This window comes from Fulverythrobacter ferritrahens (genome assembly GCF_020539485.1).
In the GTDB taxonomy this organism is placed as follows: Bacteria; Pseudomonadota; Alphaproteobacteria; order Sphingomonadales; family Sphingomonadaceae; genus Andeanibacterium; species Andeanibacterium ferritrahens.
Window position 1 is genome coordinate 277,713 of the sequence record NZ_JACDXU010000001.1, and the last position, 18,056, is coordinate 295,768.

Annotated in this window: 16 protein-coding genes; 7 read left to right on the forward strand and 9 right to left on the reverse strand. The window is 62.8% G+C overall.

Annotation, left to right across the window (positions count from 1 at the left end; translation table 11 throughout):
* Positions 1 to 608: 608 nt before the first annotated feature.
* The 7 genes from H0274_RS01240 to H0274_RS01270 all read right to left on the reverse strand — a co-directional run bounded on the left by H0274_RS01240 (position 609) and on the right by H0274_RS01270 (position 7,143).
* Entirely contained in the window at positions 609 to 1,505 is an 897-nt protein-coding gene (locus H0274_RS01240; RefSeq protein ID WP_226792382.1) for a hypothetical protein, read from the reverse strand.
* A gap of 158 nt (positions 1,506 to 1,663) precedes the next feature.
* Positions 1,664 to 2,710, reverse strand: a complete 1,047-nt coding sequence (locus H0274_RS01245) for a hypothetical protein (protein WP_226792385.1) — start codon at positions 2,708 to 2,710, stop codon at positions 1,664 to 1,666.
* Between the two features lie 69 nt (positions 2,711 to 2,779).
* A complete protein-coding gene (locus H0274_RS01250; protein WP_226792388.1) occupies positions 2,780 to 3,622 on the reverse strand; it encodes a class III extradiol dioxygenase subunit beta in 843 nt (280 codons plus the stop codon).
* Positions 3,623 to 3,626: 4 nt separating this feature from the next.
* Positions 3,627 to 4,028: a protocatechuate 4,5-dioxygenase subunit alpha gene (gene ligA / locus H0274_RS01255; protein WP_226792391.1), complete on the reverse strand. Its 402-nt coding sequence runs from the start codon at positions 4,026 to 4,028 to the stop codon at positions 3,627 to 3,629.
* Between the two features lie 72 nt (positions 4,029 to 4,100).
* Positions 4,101 to 4,754, reverse strand: a complete 654-nt coding sequence (locus tag H0274_RS01260) for a hypothetical protein (protein WP_226792394.1) — start codon at positions 4,752 to 4,754, stop codon at positions 4,101 to 4,103.
* A gap of 22 nt (positions 4,755 to 4,776) precedes the next feature.
* Entirely contained in the window at positions 4,777 to 6,738 is a 1,962-nt protein-coding gene (gene acs, locus H0274_RS01265; protein ID WP_226792397.1) for an acetate--CoA ligase, read from the reverse strand.
* A 51-nt stretch (positions 6,739 to 6,789) separates the two neighbouring features.
* The gene (locus H0274_RS01270) at positions 6,790 to 7,143 is read right to left on the reverse strand and encodes a MarR family winged helix-turn-helix transcriptional regulator (protein WP_226792400.1); all 354 of its coding nucleotides are present in this window, start codon (positions 7,141 to 7,143) and stop codon (positions 6,790 to 6,792) included.
* Positions 7,144 to 7,303: 160 nt separating this feature from the next.
* Here H0274_RS01270 and H0274_RS01275 point away from each other — a divergent pair, with 160 nt between their 5' ends.
* The 4 genes from H0274_RS01275 to H0274_RS01290 all read left to right on the forward strand — a co-directional run bounded on the left by H0274_RS01275 (position 7,304) and on the right by H0274_RS01290 (position 12,828).
* A complete protein-coding gene (locus H0274_RS01275; protein WP_226792403.1) occupies positions 7,304 to 8,164 on the forward strand; it encodes a p-hydroxycinnamoyl CoA hydratase/lyase in 861 nt (286 codons plus the stop codon).
* Between the two features lie 126 nt (positions 8,165 to 8,290).
* Positions 8,291 to 10,414 carry an acetate--CoA ligase family protein gene (locus H0274_RS01280; protein WP_226792406.1) on the forward strand — a complete coding sequence of 708 codons (2,124 nt, stop codon included), beginning with the start codon at positions 8,291 to 8,293 and terminating at the stop codon, positions 10,412 to 10,414.
* 185 nt (positions 10,415 to 10,599) lie between these two features.
* Positions 10,600 to 11,802 carry a transaldolase family protein gene (locus tag H0274_RS01285; protein ID WP_226792408.1) on the forward strand — a complete coding sequence of 401 codons (1,203 nt, stop codon included), beginning with the start codon at positions 10,600 to 10,602 and terminating at the stop codon, positions 11,800 to 11,802.
* A 162-nt stretch (positions 11,803 to 11,964) separates the two neighbouring features.
* Positions 11,965 to 12,828, forward strand: coding sequence for an alpha/beta hydrolase (locus H0274_RS01290; RefSeq protein ID WP_226792411.1), 864 nt, complete (start codon positions 11,965 to 11,967; stop codon positions 12,826 to 12,828).
* A gap of 9 nt (positions 12,829 to 12,837) precedes the next feature.
* Here the strand turns inward: H0274_RS01290 and H0274_RS01295 are convergent, their stop codons facing one another.
* Positions 12,838 to 13,605 carry a hypothetical protein gene (locus tag H0274_RS01295; RefSeq protein WP_226792414.1) on the reverse strand — a complete coding sequence of 256 codons (768 nt, stop codon included), beginning with the start codon at positions 13,603 to 13,605 and terminating at the stop codon, positions 12,838 to 12,840.
* A gap of 354 nt (positions 13,606 to 13,959) precedes the next feature.
* Between H0274_RS01295 and H0274_RS01300 the strand changes: the two genes are divergently transcribed.
* The 3 genes from H0274_RS01300 to H0274_RS01310 are packed head-to-tail and all read left to right on the forward strand — an operon-like array spanning position 13,960 to position 16,224.
* Entirely contained in the window at positions 13,960 to 14,487 is a 528-nt protein-coding gene (locus H0274_RS01300) for a YfiR family protein (RefSeq protein ID WP_226792417.1), read from the forward strand.
* 14 nt (positions 14,488 to 14,501) lie between these two features.
* The gene (locus tag H0274_RS01305; RefSeq protein ID WP_226792421.1) at positions 14,502 to 15,710 is read left to right on the forward strand and encodes a diguanylate cyclase domain-containing protein; all 1,209 of its coding nucleotides are present in this window, start codon (positions 14,502 to 14,504) and stop codon (positions 15,708 to 15,710) included.
* Positions 15,697 to 16,224: an OmpA family protein gene (locus H0274_RS01310; protein WP_226792424.1), complete on the forward strand. Its 528-nt coding sequence runs from the start codon at positions 15,697 to 15,699 to the stop codon at positions 16,222 to 16,224. Before H0274_RS01305 ends, H0274_RS01310 begins: the two co-directional genes overlap by 14 nt.
* A 15-nt stretch (positions 16,225 to 16,239) precedes the next feature.
* Here the strand turns inward: H0274_RS01310 and recQ are convergent, their stop codons facing one another.
* Complete coding sequence (recQ, locus tag H0274_RS01315) at positions 16,240 to 18,009, reverse strand: DNA helicase RecQ (RefSeq protein ID WP_226792427.1); 1,770 nt, start codon at positions 18,007 to 18,009, stop codon at positions 16,240 to 16,242.
* Positions 18,010 to 18,056: the final 47 nt, after the last annotated feature.

An 18,056-nucleotide genomic window follows, 5' to 3' on the forward strand; every position in this document is an offset into this window, starting at 1 on the left:
GTCCGGCCCGCTGGACCAGCGCCCGCAACAGATGCGTGGCCGGATGATGTTTCGCCCCAGAGGAACATCTCCGCTCAAGGGAAGGCTCACTTGCGAGCCCTATGCCTTCCCCGCCATGCAACTCAGGGCCGAGCAGACAAGTTTGCCGCGATACTTCGCCTGCCATTCGCATATCAAACAACGCGCAACAGCACCGCTCGCCAGAGCGGGCGCCTGACAGCACCGGCCCGGCCCCGTCCGCTCTCGGTTGTCCCTGCCCCCGGCGTAAGTCCGCATTCGCCAGCGGAGGGATCGGTGTGTCCGGTTCATTTGTCATCCCGGGCTTGACCCGGGATCCCGCTTTTTGGCGCTCGCAGAGGCGCGAAGGCGCTGAGTTTTAGGTTCAGGGAACACTCCCTTCTATCGTCATTCCCGCCCTTCGACGCCGCCTGCGGCGTCGCTCAGGATAAACTGCCGCAAAGCGGCAGGCGGGAACCCAGCAGCAACCGTTAAAACTGGGTTCCCGTGTTCTGCCTTCGGCAGTGCTTCGCAACCGCGGGAATGACGAGATTTGAAGTTGGCACTTCGTGTCCAGCACTCCCGGATAAAGTCCGGGAGGGCGAGTTGGGCTATTGCAAATTGATCCCCGGATTGCGCAGGATCGCGCCATTGTCATCCGCCTGCGGGCCGGGAATGACGGTGAGCGTGTGGACTGCGCGGATCTTGCCGTCGATGAAGCGGAATGTATGTGAATCCGGGCCGCCGTTCTTGCTGTCGCCGAAGCGGCAGAAGATGTTGATCACGCCCTTTTCCTCATCCACCAGATAATCGCGATTGGTGATGTAGAGCACGCCCGGCGGCATGCCGATTTCGCAGGATGCGTGGGGATCACTGGTGCGGTTGGTATAGGCGCCGCCTTCCAGCCGCGCACAGGGCGTGCCCCAGGGGATGTCAGTGAACTTGTCGGCAAAGCCATCGAGATAGGCATTGGCGCCGCGGATCATCTCGGAAGGCGGCGTCTTCTGATATTTGAACAGAGGTTCCCAGTCTTCCTGTTTGGAATATTTCAGGAAGGCATTGGCATTGAACAGCCAGTCACCCTTCCTGGTGACGAGGCTGTCCACCCGGATCACCTTGCCTTGATGCATGTAGAGCCGCGTGCCGATGATATATTGGACCGGCCCTTCGGTGACGACCAGCTCCGTAAAGGCCTTGCAGCGCTTGTCGTCATGGAAGCTCAGCGAATGGGCCACGGGCAGGGCGGTGTTCCACAGGCCCTTGTCCTGTTCCACCGTCTGCATGTCCTGCAGGTAATGCGCCTTGGGGTCGAGCGGCAGTGCTGCGAGGCTGCCCTTGCGCTGGCCTTCCACATAGGCGGCAGTCGCGGCCTTCAGCTCGTCGCGCGTACAGCTGGGCTTGTCCTGCAGGCGGGCCCATGGGCTGGGCGGCGGGCCGTTCTGGGCCATGGCGGGTGTGGCGGTGGCGGCCACGGCCAGCAGGGCGGCGGCGGAAAGAATGTGCTTCATGACTAATGCCCCTTCAAATTACGCAAACCGTCACCCTGAACTCGTTTGTGCAAGCACAGCTTCGCTTCCAGGGCCCATTTCTCCCCCGCGCTGTCATCACCCGGATGCACGATGGATGCTGAAACAGGTTCAGCATGACGAGAGGAGAAAAAGAGAGATTACCGAACGTCCTGAATCTCTTCGGAGCGGCCCTGTTCATAGGTGCTCCAGCCCGAATTGATCCCATAGGGCCCACGAATGAAGATCGCTTCGATCCGGCTGATCTGGCCCTTTTCGATCTTGAACAATTCGCCTAGCTGCCAGGTCCAGTTGATCGGGCGGTGATCGAAGAAGCCGAAGGCGAAGGCGATGCCGCGCTCCCGGTCCACCGCCACGAAGCGGCGGTCGCGAATGCCGGTGACAGTGCCCTTCAGCGCCACCTCGAACTGCTTCTTGCAGCTCATCCGCTCGCGCTTGCCGGTTTCGGGATTAGGATAGTTGGCCAGCACATCCATGCCGTTTTCGAAGCGGATGCAATCGTCGGTGAAGGGGTAGTAACCCTTGCCGTCATTGCGCTGCAGGCCTTCGAAATAGGCATTGCCCACCGCGATCAGCTCGGCGCGGCTCATGCGTTCCTTTTCGGGAATGGCCTGCGAGAAGATCGGGGCAGGCGCGCCCATCTTCTCCACCGCTTCGCCCGTGGCGGGGAAGGGATTGCTGGAACCGGTGACGGCTGCTCCGCCGATTGCACGGTCGGGCCGGGCGGCGATCTGTTCCACTTCGGTGATCTTGCCGCCTTCGATCCGCAGGCGCAGGGCCAGTCCCACCAGTTCCGGCGGGCGCGCCGCGCCGGTGGCCGAGCTGGAGGCAGTTTCCTTCACCGTGCCGAGGAAGGCGACCTGCTGCGTCTCAATATCGGGAACATAGAGCTTGTACTGGCCCACCCCGCTGGCCGTGGCCCACAGGCCCTCGCTGCCGAAAGGCAGTTCGATGCCATTCTCCGTGAAGCGGACATTGGTGGCAAACAGATCAGGATCGACCTTATGCGCCGCCATGGCCGCCAGATAGCGGTTCACGAAACCTTCCAGGCAGGCGCGCTGGCAGGTCTGGACGGGCTCTGGCACGCCTGCCACCTGCGCGGAGGCGCTGGTGGCAAGGGTGCTTGTGGCAAGGCTGCTGGCTGCAAGAGCAAGGGCGGCAATCGCCCTGCGAACAGGCTTCTTCATGATTTCCCCTCTTCCCGGTAGGCCCCTTTGCGGGGCTTATTGACTAAGTCCTACCGGAGGAGAGGTTTGCTAGTCCAGCGGTTTGAGAACCACGTGGCCGACGGCGGTGTTGGACGCGGGAACGTGGTAGAAACGGTGAAGCTCTTCCACCTTTTCGCCCAGTGCCGCGCGCATGATCAGCCACATGATCAGCTCGATCCCTTCGGAGCCGGACTCGCGCAGATAGTCGAGGCGAGTGATCTTGCGCAGATCGTCCGTTCCGTCGATCAGCTTGTCGAGAAATTCATTGTCGAAATCCGGGTTGATCAGGCCCGCGCGCGGGCCCTGCAACTGGTGGCTCATGCCGCCCGTGCCCCAGATCTGCACGTTGAGGTCTTCCGGGAAACAGGCCACCGCATCGCGGATCGCGGCGCCCAGCTGCCAGCAGCGTTCGCCCGAGGGCGTGGGGAACTGCGTGACGTTGACTGCCAGCGGGATGACCTTGCAGGGCCATTCGCTGACCCGGCCGAACATCAGTGAAAGCGGCACGGTCAGCCCGTGGTCCACATCCATCTGGTTCATGATGGTGATGTCGAAATTGTCGATCACCAACTGTTCGGCGATGTGGCCGGCCAGATCGGTGTTGTTATACACCATCGGCACGTCGCGGCGGCCCCAGCCTTCATCGGCCGGTTCGAATTCCTCGGCAAAGCCCAATGCGAAAGTAGGCACGATGTCGAGCATCATGGCGCTGGCATGGTCATTATAGCACAGGATCACCACGTCGGGCGTGTTGTCCTTGATCCATTCCTTGGCCCATTCATAGCCGTCGAAAACGGGCTTCCAATATTCGTCCTGATCGCGTCCCTGATCGAAGGCCGCGCCGATGGCGGGCACGTGGCTGGTTGCGATGCCTGCGGTAATCTTCGCCATTGTGTCAGTTCCCCTCGCGGATGGAGCGCTGGCCCTCGGGGCTGCGGCCCCCGGCGCGCATCATCGCGGCATATTCGTCTGCCGTCATGCCGGTCATGGAACCGACAGCCTTCTGGGTGCTCCACCCATCGGTGTTGGAGAGCTTTACGAGGAAGTAGATATTGCCTCCCAGCTCGATGAGCTGGTTGAAGTCGCGGTCCAGCACGGCCTGTTTCTGCTCGTCCGACATGCGGAAAGTGTCGAGATAGGCGCGCTCGTCATTCTTGAAGCGCTTGCGGTTTTCCGCATCCATTAGCGACATGCAGAATTTGTGAAGATGATAGGCCTGGCGCGAGCGCCGGGCAGTAAAGACGGTCGTACCGGGAATGTCCTCGAGATCCTCGAGGGGATATAGGCGTTCGCGCATAGGGCCTCTCCTGCAGGGGGGCGTTAGGAAAGTTACCAGAGGTGCCCGCGCCCTGCCAGAGCACGGTCAACCTCAAGTTGATGTGGGAAGGCCGCGCCAGTGGCGCAGGAGCAGGGCCATGGCAAGCGGAAAGGTCACTCCCCAGGCCGCCGCAGGCCAAATCAGTGCAGGAACGAACATCTGGAAGGCCAGAAAGGGCAGGATCGCCCCGTTGGCGATCATTACCCATTTGACTGCGCGGGCGCCGGGTGTGTCCGGCAGGCCGAAAGCGGCGATCAACGTCGCCGCGCTCATCAGCGCATAGCCCAGCAGGTCCACCGCGAAGAGGAAGGACTTATAGGGCACGAACAACAACAGCTCGATCCCCTGCGTATCGCCCGCCGCGATCCTCGGCCCGACGAAAGTGAGCTGTACAAAATAGACCAGCCCGGTAAGCGTGGCATAGATCACCGCGAAGGCCAGGCCAGACAGGGTGAATGCCCGCCGATCTTCCGGCGTCGCCTGATGCAGTGCCGCCATCGTAACCACGAAAGCCGGACCGAGCAGCAGCGAGGGCGTGAGCAGCAGCGCAATGCCCAGCGGCGTGCTGGCGGCATTGGGCCCGCCTGCCGAACCGAGCAGGCCCGCCCATTCGAAGAATTGCGCGACAATATAGGCCAGGCTGAAGGCGAGGGTAGCACCGGTCGCCCAGATGCCCAGGCGGCGGGTGGAGGGCGAGACATACATCTGGCGCGCCCTCCCTTTCGCCTCAGGCTTGTGGCCTGTTCGCCAGCAGATCGTCCACCACGGAAGGGTCGGCCAGTGTCGAAATATCGCCCAGATTGCCGGTGTCGTTCTCTGCGATCTTGCGCAGGATGCGGCGCATGATCTTGCCGCTGCGGGTCTTGGGCAGGCCGGGCGCGAACTGGATCACGTCGGGCGTGGCAATGGGGCCGATCTCGCGGCGGACCCAGGCGACCAGTGACTTGCGCAATTCCTCGCTCGGTTCCACCCCCGCCACGCAAGTGACATAGGCGTAGATGCCCTGTCCCTTGATATCGTGCGGCATGCCCACCACGGCGGCTTCGGCCACCGCATCATGCGCCACCAGCGCGCTTTCGACTTCCGCCGTGCCCATGCGGTGGCCGGAAACATTGATCACGTCGTCGATCCGCCCGGTGATCCAGTAATAGCCATCCTCGTCCCGGCGGCAGCCGTCGCCGGTGAAGTAATAGCCCTTGAAGGTGCTGAAATAGGTCTGGAAGAAGCGCTCGTCATCGCCATAGACGGTGCGCATCTGGCCGGGCCAGCTATCGGTGATGACCAGCGCGCCTTCGCAGGGGCCTTCCAGAATATTGCCATCATTATCGACGATGGCGGGCTGCACCCCGAACATCGGCTTCGATGCGCTGCCGGGCTTGAGCGCGGTTGCGCCGGGCAGGGGGGTGATCATGTGGCCGCCCGTCTCGGTCTGCCACCAGGTGTCCACGATGGGGCAGCGGCTGTCGCCCACCACGTCGTAATACCAGTTCCACGCTTCGGGATTGATCGGTTCGCCCACCGAACCCAGCACGCGCAGCGACTTGCGGCTGGTCTTCTTCACCCATTCGTCCCCCTCGCGCATCAGGGCGCGCATGGCCGTGGGGGCGGCGTAGAAGATTTCGACCTGATGCTTGTCCACCACCTGCCAGAAGCGGGAGAAGTCCGGATAATTCGGCACGCCCTCGAACATCAGCGAGGTGCCGCCGTTCAGCAGCGGGCCGTAGACGACATAGGAATGGCCGGTGACCCAGCCGATATCCGCCGCGCACCAGTAGATCGGGTTGCTGCCGTCTTCATGCGGCTGATAGTCGAAAGTATATTCATGCGTCATGCCCGCCCAGACGGCATAGCCGCCGGTGGTGTGCAGCACGCCCTTGGGCTTGCCGGTGGAACCGCTGGTATAAAGAATGAACAGCGGATCTTCCGCATTCACTTCCACCGGTGGGCAGGTGTGGCTGCCGGCAGCGATGGCATCGTGCCACCACACGTCCCGCCCATGCTCCATGTGAACCAGGGCGCCGGTATGCTTCACCACGATCACGCGGCTGACATTCTTGGCGTGGTGTTCCAGCGCCTCGTCCACATTGGCCTTGAGCGGGATTTTCTTGCCCCCGCGCAGCCCTTCGTCGGAGGTGATGACGATGGTGCTGGCGCAATCGTCGATCCTTCCGCCCAAAGCCTCGGGGCTGAAGCCTGCGAAGACGATCGAATGGATCGCCCCGATCCGGGCGCAGGCGAGCATGGCCACCGCTGCTTCCAGGATCATGGGCAGATAGATGGTCACCCGGTCGCCCTTTTCGACGCCATTGGCCTTGAGCGCATTGGCGAAGCGGCAGACCTGTTCGTGCAGCTGGCTGTAGGTAAGGGTGCGGACGGGGTTGGCCGGATCGTCCGGCTCCCAGATCAGCGCAATCGTATCGCCTTTGGTTTCCAGATGCCGGTCGAGGCAATTGGCGGCGAGGTTCAGAGTGCCGTCCCAGAACCAGCGTATGCCGAAATCATCCTCGTTGAAGCTGGTGCCCTTGACCTGGGTGAAGGGCTTGATCCAGTCGAGGCGCTGCGCTTCCTCCCGCCAGAACCCTTCCGGATCTTCCACCGAGCGGCGATATTTCTCCTCATAGGTCGCGGCGTCGATCAGGGCCTTTTCGGACCATTCCGCCGGAACCGGGTGGAGGGACACCTCGTGCATCATATGCTCCCAAAGCCTAGCTTTCGGCCTCGGCTTAACGAGCGATTGGGACTAGCGCCAGAGGGCGTCGAGCGCGGGCATGAAATGTTCGCGATGCTGCAAGGGAATCCGCGCCAGCAGATCCTGCTCGAAGGCTTCTATGGTTGCCTCTATCGCGGGCACGCGCTTCTTGCCTTCTTGCGAAAGACTCAGCCCCTGCGATTTCCCGTCGATCGGCGCGCGTTCGATCAGCCCGGCATCTTCCAGTCGCTTGAGCAGGGGCACCATATTGGCCCGCTGGATGTCCAATGCGCGGCCCAGCGCGCTGGCGGTGACCTGCGGGTTCTCGCTGATCCACAGCAATACTGTGGCGTCCACGATCCTCACCCCATGTTCGGCCAGCCGCTGGGTGAGTTCCGCAGTCATGGCGCCGGATGCCCGCCTAAGGGTGTAGCCGGGATGTTTGACGAGTGGATCGTGCATGTTCGGCCCCCGCTATTGTTGTTGCGTATAACAATCCAGATCGTTATGAGCAATAACAATCCAAGCTTCCGGTGTTCGCACCGTCCTTTGAGGAGTCTTTACCATGGCCATGCCGTCGCAACCCGATCCGCGTCCCGAAGAGGAAACCGTCAAGTACGAAGTGATTGACGGTGTTGCATGGGTCTATTTCAACCGCCCCGACAAGCGCAATTGCCAGAGCCCGAAGCTCAACCGCCAGATGGGCCGCGTGCTGAACGAGCTGGAATTCCGCGATGACGTGCAGGTGCTGGTTCTTACCGGCGAAGGCAGCGCATGGTCGGCGGGCATGGACCTGCTGGAATATTTCCGCATGAACGAAGCCGGCGGCATCGGCGCGGTCCGCAAGGCCCAGCGCGAAGCCTATAGCTGGTGGGAACGCCTGCGCTGGTATGAAAAGGCCACGATCGGCATGATCAATGGCTGGTGCTTCGGCGGTGCTTACGGCCCGCTCTTCGCCTGCGATATCGCCATTGCCTCGGACGATGCGCAGTTCGGCCTTTCGGAAATCAACTGGGCGATCCTGCCCGGCGGCGGCGCCTCCAAGGTCGCGGCTGAACTGATGCCCTATCGCAAGGCGATGTATCACGCGATGATGGGCGAGAACCTGACCGGCCAGCAGGCTGCCGAGCAGGGCCTCGTGACCGAGAGCGTCCCGGCCGACAAGCTGAAGGCCCGCGTTCAGGAAATCGCGGACAATCTGAAGAAGAAGGACACCCATGCCCTTCGCGCCACCAAGTGGGCAATGCGCCGCGTCATGGAAATGACCTATGACAATGCCGAAGATTATCTGATCCGCGCTCAGGAAGCGCTGAACGATTTCGGCGGCTGGGAAACCCGCAAGGAAGCCACCAAGCAATTCCTTGACGAGAAGACCTTCAAGCCTGGCCTTGGCGCTTTCGACAAGACCAAGGTCAGCAAGGACTGATCAGCCTGAAATAGCCGCGCGGCACTTGTCCGCGCGGCGCTCCCCAATTAGGGAGCCAAACCGAAATAGGCCCCGATCCCCGCTCGTGGGGAGTCGGGGCCATTGCCTGCATGGGAGTTTCGAGCGATGAGCGGCAAGCGCTTCACCAACAAGCAGATCGACCGGCTGCTGCGCCCCAAGAGCGTTGCGGTTGTCGGTGCATCCGACCGGCACGGCGCGCTGGGCGCGACGCTGCTCAACAATCTCGTTCAGTATGAATTCGCGGGCGATATCTATCCCGTGAACCCCAAGCGGGAAGAAATTCAGGGCCTCAAGTGCTACGCCTCGGTCGACCAGCTCCCCGAGGGGATCGATTGCGCCGTGCTGGCCATTCCGCGTCCCTTCGTGCTCGATACCGTGCGCAGCCTGGCCAAGCGCGGCTGCGGCGCCGTGGTGATCTACTCGGCCGGCTTCTCCGAAGCGGGTGAGGAAGGCATGAAGGAACAGCTCGAGCTGGGCGCCATCGCCGCCGAATATGGCATGGTGATCGAAGGGCCCAACTGCCTTGGCTGCACCAATTATGTCGAGCGCGTGCCGCTGACCTTCGTGGAAACCAACATGATCAGCCCGCCCAAGGGCGCACGCGCGGTCGGCATTGCCAGCCAGTCCGGTGCTCTTGCCGCGGTTCTGGCCACGGCGCTGCACCCGCGCGGCTGCTATGTCTCCACCTCTGTCTCGACCGGCAACGAGGCCGCCTCGGGCGTGGAAGATTATGTCGAATGGCTGATCGATGACGAGAATACCCACGTCATCACCATGTATGTGGAATCGCTGCGTCGCCCCAAGGCGTTCATCGCCGCTGCCCGCCGCGCCCGCGCTGCTGGCAAGCCGATCATCATGCTGCACCCCGGCAAGTCCAACAAGGCGCAGGAATCGGCCGCGACCCACACCGGCGCCATGGCTGGCGACTATGCGCTGATGAAGGCCAAGCTCGGCCGTGAAGGCGTGATCTTCGCCGATACGCTGGAAGAGCTGGAAGACATCACCGAAATCGCCCTGCGCTGCCCCAGCCTGCCGGGCGCCAATATGGCGGTCCTGGGCGAATCCGGCGCACTGCGCGGCCTGGCCTTCGACATTGCCGAGGATATCGGGCTCGACCTGATCGATCTCAATGACGACAACAGCCCGGCCCTGCGCGCCGTGTTGCCCGATTTCGTGCCGGTTTCGAACCCCACCGACATCACTGCCGTCGGTCTTTCCGAGCCGGAAATCTACACCAAGGTGCTGACCGCGCTGCTGGCTGACGACCGCGTCGGTTCGGTGGTGGCCTCGATCATCCAGTCGGACCCGATCACCTCGAAGATCAAGTTCCCCGCGATCATCAAGGTGCTGGAAGACGGTACCTTTTCCAAGCCGCTGGTCTTTGCCGGCGTGGACGAAGGCGCGCGCGTTCCGCAGGAATATATCGACGGGCTGCGCAAGGTGGGTATCCCCTGGTTCCCGTCGACCGAGCGTGCCTATCGCGCGATTGCCCGCCTGGCCGATCTTTCCAAGCGTGACCTTGTCGATAATTCCCAGGCCCCGCTGCCGCTGCCCGCTCTCAAGGGCGTGTCGGGCGTGGTGCCGGAATACAAGGCCAAGGAACTGCTCGCTCCGCTGGGCATCCCGTTCCCCAACAGCAAGTTCGCCGCCACGGCTGACGATGCCGCCGCCGCTGCCGAGGAAATCGGCTTCCCGGTGGTGCTCAAGGCGCAGGCTGCCGCGCTGGGCCACAAGTCCGATGCAGGCGGCGTGATCCTGAAGCTCGACACCGCCGAAGCAGTGAAGGCCGCCTTCGACAAGATCTTCACCAATGTCGCGGCCTATGATGCCTCGATCCAGCTCGATGGCGTGCTGGTCGAAAAGATGGGCACGATGGGCCTGGAAATGATCGTGGGCGCCAAGTCCGATCCGGAATGGGGCCCGGTTGTCCTGGCCGGTTTCGGCGGCGTGACGGCGGAAATCCTGAAGGACGTGGTCCTGCTGACTACCGATCTTTCCGAAGAACAGGTTGCTGCCAAGCTGCTCACCCTCAAGCAGGCCGCTCTGCTCAAGGGCTATCGCGGTTCGCCCGAACTGGACGTTGCGGCGCTGGCCAAGCTGATCGTCGAGATCGGCCGCGTGATGGAAGGCAATCCTTCGATTCGCGAGATCGACCTCAATCCGGTGATCGTCCACCCCAAGGGGCAGGGCGTGGTGGCGCTGGATGCGCTGATGCTGGTCCAGCACTGATCCTGTTTTCCGCGCCATGCCGTTTTCGGGGAACCGGAGCGGCAGAGCGCGGTTTTCGGACATTATCAATCAATTGATCCGGACCGCGCGGCCTTTTATGGCTTCGCGGTCCAGATTTTTCTCACGCCTGCAAAGCAAACCAGCCATTGCCGCACGCGTGCAAACAGGCCTAGAGGGGCGCCACTATGACCCAGAACATTCTCGAAAAGCTCGCCGCGACCAATCCCGAAGCCGAAATCTGGTGGGATTCCTCGCCCCTGATTTACCCCAGCTGGAAGGAAGAAACCCTCGCCAAGGCGCCGGAAGGCAAGCGGGCTGAATGGGATGCACAGCTGACCCGTCTGATGGATCATGAAACCATCGAGACCACGGGCGAGATGGGCTTCCGCGGCGTCACCACCAACCCGCCGCTGTCGCTGCAGGCGATCAAGCTGGCCCCGGAACGCTGGGCGAACCACATCCGCGACATCGCCCGCGCCAATCCTGGCATGGACGTGGAAGGCGTGTATTGGACGCTCTATCTGGAAGTGGTGAAGAAGGGCGCGGAAGCGATCCTGCCGGTCTATGAAAAGTCGGGCGGCAAATATGGCATGCTCTCGGGTCAGGTCGATCCGCGCTTCGTGCGCGATGGCGACAAGATGCTGGCGCAGGGCCTGACAATTTACGAGCAGGCTCCCAATGTGATGGTGAAGCTGCCCGGTTCGAAGGAAGGCTATGAGGTTCTGGAAGAGCTGACCGCGCGCGGCATCTCCACCAACAACACCACCAGCTTCACCGTGCCGCAGTACATGCGCTGCATGTCCGCCGTCAGCGCCGGCCTGCTGCGCGCCCGCGCCGCTGGCGTGGATCTGTCCAAATGGCGTTCGGTCATCACCCATATGTCGGCTCGCCTCGGCGAACTTTCGGACTGGAAGACGGAAGCCAAGACCCGTGGCATCGAACTGACCCTGCCGGAAATCCGCGATGGTGAGGAAGCTGTGCTGAAGCGCGCCTATCACTTCGGCAAGTCGGAAAACCATCCGTCGAAGATGCTGCAATGCTCCATGCGCGTCGAAAAGGACGAGCGCACCGGCAAGCTGGTTAGCCGCCATATCCAGGATTATGCCGGTTCAGACATGGTCTATACCTGCCCGCCCAGCTACATCGCTGGCCTGATGAACGCCGAAGACGAACTGGAAGCCTTCGATCCCAAGGCGATCGACCGCGAGCCGAACAAGGCCAGCATCGAAAAGCTGCTGAAGCTGCCCAGCTTCCGCGCTGCCTATGAATTCGACGGTATGACGCCTGACCAGTTCGCCCATTTCGGTTCGTTCAAGGCAACCGAAACGGAATTCGCCGCCGCCACCCGCCAGACGGTGGACTTCGTGGCGATGGTGATGGACAAGTAATCGCTCAGCCTCTCTCCCGCTCAGGCGGGGGAGAGGCAGCCTTCGGGGACGGCCCCGGAGGATATTTGGCGAAGGGCAGCTCATAATGCCCGCGCTGGGGAGAAAGCGATGCATCTGAAACTGGCCGCGGGCCTTGGTTCCCTTCTGCTCGCAGGAAGTGCGATGGCACAGGTTCCTCCCGATATCGCAGCCCAGCTTCGTGAGCGTGGGCAGTCGATGGACCCGGCGGTGGGCGAGCTTTACGAACCGTTGTTTGCTGGCGAGAGCTATGCCGGCATTACTCTTACCCGTGACATCGCCTATGGCGCCGATCCGCTGCAGAAGCTGGACCTCTATGTGCCGGAAAAGGCCAAAGGGCCGCTGCCGGTGCTGTTTTTCGTTCATGGCGGCGGTTTTGTGCGGGGGGACAAGCACGGCACTTTCTACCCCGATAACATCACGGCCTGGGCCGCGCGGCATGGCATGGTGGGTGTGGGTGTCAATTACCGCCTCGCGCCGGATCATCCCTGGCCCGGCGGGGTGGAGGATTTGCGCGCGGCGCTCGGCTGGGTTCGCGCCAATATCGCGGAGCATGGTGGCGATCCTGACCGCATCGTCCTGTGGGGCCATTCAGCCGGGGCGAACCATGTGGCGGACTATGTCGGCCATACGGAACTGCACGGCGATGAGGCCAAGGGGCTGAAGGGTGCGATCCTGCTGTCACCCAATTATACGGATGAGGCGCCTGCCGAGCCGCATGTCTATTATGGCGCGGATGCCTCGCTGCAGACCCTGCCTGCCGCAATCGCCCGCCTGCATCATGTTGCCACGCCCCTGTTCATCGGCTTTGCCGAGTTCGACCCGGATTCGATGCGTCACACGGCCGAACGGATGATCGCCGATCTGTGCACCCCCGCTGGCCCTTGCTCGGCTCATGTTGATCTGCCCGGCCACAATCACTTCACCGAAGGCATGGCGGTGGGAACGGCTGACGTTTCGCTCTCTGGCCCGGTGCTGGATTGGGTGAACAAGGTGACGGCCAGGTAGCCCGGCCTCTCAATATTGCGAGCGTCTGACGTCGTAATCGATCCTGATCCGTACCCATTCGCCATATTTATACTTCCCGCCCAGGCGCGGCGGGCGGACTTTGAATTGCCAGGCGGCTGCCATTACCGCCCTGCCGATATTTGAATGGCTGGGGGACTCTTCCAGGAAAATACAGCTTTCCACGCGATATTCCGGCACGGTCTTGCAAGTTATCATGGCTGAGCCGGGGCCGCTCGCGGTGGAGAGATAACCAGCCAGTTCCTGATCGGTCGGCTCGCGATACCATTGGGCGGCATACATCGGCTGGCCATTGGGCGTAGTGCCGACGCGCTGGGAATCCCCCGCGCTGGCACTATTGGCGGGGCCATAGACCGGCTTGGCTTGTGCCGGGGCAGGCTGGGCCTTGGGCAGGTTCGAAATATCGAGCTGCGCCATCTGGTTCTTGGACAGGGCAATGACTGCCGGCGGGGCAGGCACAGGCGGCTGCACTACCGGTTGCTGCACGGGCTGCGGATCGGGCTGGGGCTGGTCCTGCGGCTGGGCAGAGGGCTGCACGGCAGGTTTCTGTTCGGCGGGCTTGGCCTCCGGTTCCTTGGAAGGCTCGTCTTCAGATGCCGAATCGAAGGTGGTGACCACCGTGGCCAGCGGCGCCTCTTCCTTCTTGCCCATGCTTAGCGTCAACAGCAGGCCGATGATGACCGCCTCCAGCAGCAGGGCAATGACAAGCCCAATCGCACGGCGGCCGAATTCGGCGCGGATCCGTTCGATCAATGTCATACTGGAAACGTAGACCGGCTGGGACAAGGAACCTCTGATGGGCTGGGCAGGGCGACGAAGGGATTCTCTGGAAGGATTCTCGGCGGCTGGATACCAGTGCGGCGAGGTAATGTCTCGTGAATGAACCACGGCTTTCATTCGGCCCGGACTGATCCGTTGCGGGTCAAATATTCCCTTTGAATTAAGGATTATTCTTTGCCCTCTATTCAAAATCTGAAATAGGGCCCATCGGGCCTTCACGGCATCGGAATGCATGTGAAAACAAGCCAAAGGACGTCTCAATCAGCTATGCGGGCCAGATGGCAAGGGATGCCGGGTCTCCGTGCTGGATGGCTTTCCCGGCTTGGAGCGATCGTGCTTCTGGGGGCCGTGTTCGGTAACTCCGTTACTGCGCTTGCCAATTCGCCGCAGCCAGGCATCGGAGCTCCGGCGCAACCCGAGGCCAAAGGCGTCGCTACCGCTACGGCGCGTATCGTCCGGGCTATCCTGGAATATACGCGCTGGCCCAAGCCGATTGATCCTGTGGAGGTTTGCATCGTGGGGACGGCGAGCATGGGCGCGGCGATCGAGACGATCAGCCTGTCCGATGGGCGCCAGGTCGCCGTGCGTCATCTCGCGCGGGATGGTTTCGCCTCGTCCAGCGGATGCGATGCCTATTATCTGGGCGCGCTTGATGCCGGGGCCATGCGGCAATGGATTAGCCGGGCGCATGGCGGGCCGGTCGTCACTATAGCCGAGCGCGATCCCCAATGCCGCAGCGAAGCCATGTTCTGCATGGTCTATGGCCCCAACACCGTTTCATTCCGGCTCAACGTCGATGCGGTTTCCCGTTCCGGCGTTCGGGTCGATCCGCGCGTCCTGCGCATTGCGAAGGACAGGTAGGCGTCGTGGCGGATATGCGGACACCCACCCTTCACGGTATTCTGGCGCGCGCGCATGGGCGGCTGATCCTGGCGGCCGTGCTCATCGCGGGGATCACCGTGCTGTTCTGCGGCGCGTCGATAATCCGCGACCATGCGGCCCGTAATCTGGAGCTGATCGCGCGGACATTATCCTATTCGGTGGAGCCGGCACTCGTCTTTGGCGACAAGGAAGCGATCCTGGAAGGTATCCACTCGGTCGCCGATAATGGCGCGGTAGCGCGGATCGAGGTGACCGATGCCGAAGGCCGCCTGCTGGCCAGCTGGTCGGGCGAGGATGATAATCCGCTTGCCTGGATCGAACGGCTGGGCAGCAAGATTTTATGGTCCCAACCGTTCCGCCTTCCTATCGAGCGTGGGGGCGAGAAGATCGGGGAAGTGCGCGTTACGGGCAGCGCGGCGGGGATCGAACGTTTCATCCTGCAAGGCGTGCTCATCGTATTTTGCTGCATGGGCATTGCCGCGGTCGCCACGCGCATACTGGCCCGCAAATTGCACAGCGGCGTGATCGCCCCGCTGAACCATGTGGCGGACGTGGCCCATTCGGTGCGCACGGAACGGGCATTTCACCGCCGCGTGCCGGCCGCCGGCCTGGTGGAAATCGATAATTTCGTTGAGGATTTCAACGGCCTGCTGGCGGAAATCCAGAGCTGGTATGACGGACTGACCGAAGAGAACGAGGAACTTGCCCGCCTGGCCCGGCACGATGCACTGACCGGCCTTGGCAATCGGGTTCTGTTCGAGCGACATCTCGATGCGGCAGTGGAAGGGGTCCGGCAGAAGGGATGGCGTTTCGCCCTGCTCTATCTCGACGGGAACGATTTCAAGCGCATCAACGACTGTCATGGGCACGAGGCGGGCGACAAGGTGTTGCAGGCCATTGCCGAGCGTCTGCGCCAGTCCGTGCGCCAGGCAGATCACGTATTCCGCCTGGGAGGTGACGAATTCGCGATCATTCTGGGCGCGCCGATCGAAAATAGCGAAGTCGATGCGATCGTGGCGCGGATCGATCAGGCGATGGACGATGCCGTCGATCTGGGCAGGGGAGGCTTTGCCGCTTTGTCCGTCAGCGTGGGGTACGTCATCTGCCCCGATCACGGCGAAGCACCGGCCGAGCTTGTCCGCAAGGCGGACGAAGCAATGTACCGAGACAAGATCAGGAGAAACAGCAATGGCTTTATCTGAACGCGTGGCGAAGAAACTGGGTTCAGGTGGCATCGCCATGGTCATGCTGCTGCTGGCCGCCTGCCAGACCGTGCCCGATAACAGCTCCCCCTATTCCCCTGCGCAGATCGCGGCCTTGCGCCAATATCAGTTTGAACAGGAGGGTGATCGCTGGTTGCTGGATCTGGACAGCAAGCTGCTGTTCCCCACCGACAGCGCCGCTCTGGTGGATGGGCAGGTCGTGACTATCGGCACCATGGCGCGCGAACTGGCGAAGGTCGGCATTGGCGGTGCGGATGTGGAAGGCCATGCGGATTCGGTGGGCGATGCCGAATATAATCGCGATCTCTCGCTGCGCCGCGCGCAGTCGGTCAAGGATGTGTTGACTGGCGGCGGCATGGCTGCTGACCGGGTGGCTGCTGCGGGCCTTGGCGAAAGCCAGCCGATCGCCAGCAATGACACTGAAGAAGGCCGGGCGCAGAACCGCCGGGTGGTGATCATCGTCTCGCCGGACGATGTCATTCCGGCCGAATAAGCCTTCCGCCTGATTCTAGGCGAAATTCTCGATCAGCTTTAGGAAGACGTTGCCATAGGCTTCACGCTTGCGGCTGCCGATGCCGGGGATCTCGGCCAGTTCGGCATGGCTGCGCGGCCGGCGGGCGGCCAGTTCGCGCAAGGTGCTGTCATGGAAGATGACATAGGGTGGCACATCGGCATCACGGGCCAGATCGCGGCGCAGCTCTCGCAAGGCATCGAACAGCGGATCGCCCACCGGGTTCGCGGTGCCGTCTCCCCGCTTGCCGCGCTTGGCCCGCGCCGGTGGCAGGACGAACTGGACCCGTTCCTCCCCGCGCAGGATCGGGCGAGCGGCCGGGCCCAGCATCAGCCCGCCATGTTCGGTCGTCTCCAGTGCGCCGCGCACCAGCAGCGCTCGCGCGACCGGTTTGATCAGGGCCGCTTCATCCCCCTCGACGATGCCGAACACCGTCAGGGCGTGATGGCCGCGCTGGATCACCTTTTCGTTCTGCTGCCCCAGCAAGACCGCTTCCAGATGGCCGAGGCCGAAGCTCTGGCCGGTGCGATAGGCGGCTGAGAGCAGCTTGCGCGCCACTTCCGTGCCGTCCACCCCCTTGGGCGGGCTGAGGCAATTGTCGCAATTTCCGCATGTCGGTGGCGGGTTTTCCCCGAAATGGCGCAGCAGCACGGCGCGGCGGCAGGTGGCGGTTTCCACCAGCGCGCCCAATGCGCCGATCCGCGCCCGCTCGCCCGGCTGGCGGGCTTCCTCTGCCTCGGCAACGCGCTGGCGGGCGCGGACGAAATCCTCCGGCCCCCACAGCAGAGTGGCCTGCGCCGGATCGCCATCGCGCCCGGCGCGGCCGCTTTCCTGATAATAGCTCTCGATGCTCTTGGGCAGGCCGGCATGGACCACGAAGCGTACGTCCGGCTTGTCGATCCCCATGCCGAAGGCGACGGTTGCCACCATCACCATATCCTCGCTGGCGATGAAGGCGGCCTGATTGCGTGCGCGCACTTCCGGGTCGAGCCCGGCGTGATAGGGCAGCACGCGGCGGGCGCCCTTGGCGGCAAGGCTTTCGGCCAGCCGCTCGGTCTGTGCACGAGTAGGGGCGTAGATGATGCCGGGGCCCGAATTGGCGGCCAGAATATCGGCCAGCTGGCGCGAAAGCCCATCGCGCGGCTGCACCGCATAGCGGATGTTCGGCCGGTCGAAACCCGAGACGATCAGCCCGTCCTGCGGGATGCCGAGTTGGGCCAGAATGTCTGTGCGGGTGTGATGGTCCGCCGTGGCGGTCAGCGCCAGACGGGGCACTTGCGGGAAGGCGTCCAGCAAGGGGCGCAGCAGGCGGTAATCGGGGCGGAAATCATGCCCCCATTCGGAAACGCAATGCGCCTCGTCTATGGCGAAGAGGCAGATTCTGGAGCGTTCGAGCAGATTGCGGAAAGCTTCGCCGCTCGCCCGTTCAGGCGCGACGTAAAGCAGGTCCAGATCGCCTGCCAGCAGCCGGTCCTGCGTCTCGCGCCAGTCGGCATCGGCGGAAGTGAGGCTGGCAGCGCGAATGCCCAAGGCCCGGGCGCTGCGCAGCTGGTCGTGCATCAGTGCAATCAGCGGGGAAATGACCACGCAGCAGCCGGGCAGGGCGACGGCGGGCAATTGGTAGCAGAGCGATTTGCCGGCGCCGGTGGGCATGATCGCCAGCGTGCCCTGGCCTTCCAGCACCCGCTCCACCACCTGTTCCTGCACGCCCCGGAAATGCTCGAAGCCGAATACATCGTGAAGCAGAGTGGCGGGGGAGGGGCGCATGGCCAGAGCCTATAGGTGGCCGGGCGGGGCGTGCCTATGGGTAGAGG

Coding starts and splice junctions, on each gene's coding strand:
- H0274_RS01240 (WP_226792382.1), bottom strand. CDS start 1,505: ATGAAGCACATTCTTTCCGCCGCCGCCCTGCTGGCCGTGGCCGCCACC.
- acs (WP_226792397.1), bottom strand. CDS start 6,738: ATGCACGAGGTGTCCCTCCACCCGGTTCCGGCGGAATGGTCCGAAAAG.
- H0274_RS01285 (WP_226792408.1), top strand. CDS start 10,600: ATGACCCAGAACATTCTCGAAAAGCTCGCCGCGACCAATCCCGAAGCC.
- H0274_RS01290 (WP_226792411.1), top strand. CDS start 11,965: ATGGCACAGGTTCCTCCCGATATCGCAGCCCAGCTTCGTGAGCGTGGG.
- H0274_RS01245 (WP_226792385.1), bottom strand. CDS start 2,710: ATGAAGAAGCCTGTTCGCAGGGCGATTGCCGCCCTTGCTCTTGCAGCC.
- H0274_RS01305 (WP_226792421.1), top strand. CDS start 14,502: ATGCGGACACCCACCCTTCACGGTATTCTGGCGCGCGCGCATGGGCGG.
- H0274_RS01270 (WP_226792400.1), bottom strand. CDS start 7,143: ATGACTGCGGAACTCACCCAGCGGCTGGCCGAACATGGGGTGAGGATC.
- H0274_RS01260 (WP_226792394.1), bottom strand. CDS start 4,754: ATGTATGTCTCGCCCTCCACCCGCCGCCTGGGCATCTGGGCGACCGGT.
- ligA (WP_226792391.1), bottom strand. CDS start 4,028: ATGCGCGAACGCCTATATCCCCTCGAGGATCTCGAGGACATTCCCGGT.
- recQ (WP_226792427.1), bottom strand. CDS start 18,009: ATGCGCCCCTCCCCCGCCACTCTGCTTCACGATGTATTCGGCTTCGAG.
- H0274_RS01310 (WP_226792424.1), top strand. CDS start 15,697: ATGGCTTTATCTGAACGCGTGGCGAAGAAACTGGGTTCAGGTGGCATC.
- H0274_RS01280 (WP_226792406.1), top strand. CDS start 8,291: ATGAGCGGCAAGCGCTTCACCAACAAGCAGATCGACCGGCTGCTGCGC.
- H0274_RS01295 (WP_226792414.1), bottom strand. CDS start 13,605: ATGACATTGATCGAACGGATCCGCGCCGAATTCGGCCGCCGTGCGATT.
- H0274_RS01250 (WP_226792388.1), bottom strand. CDS start 3,622: ATGGCGAAGATTACCGCAGGCATCGCAACCAGCCACGTGCCCGCCATC.
- H0274_RS01275 (WP_226792403.1), top strand. CDS start 7,304: ATGGCCATGCCGTCGCAACCCGATCCGCGTCCCGAAGAGGAAACCGTC.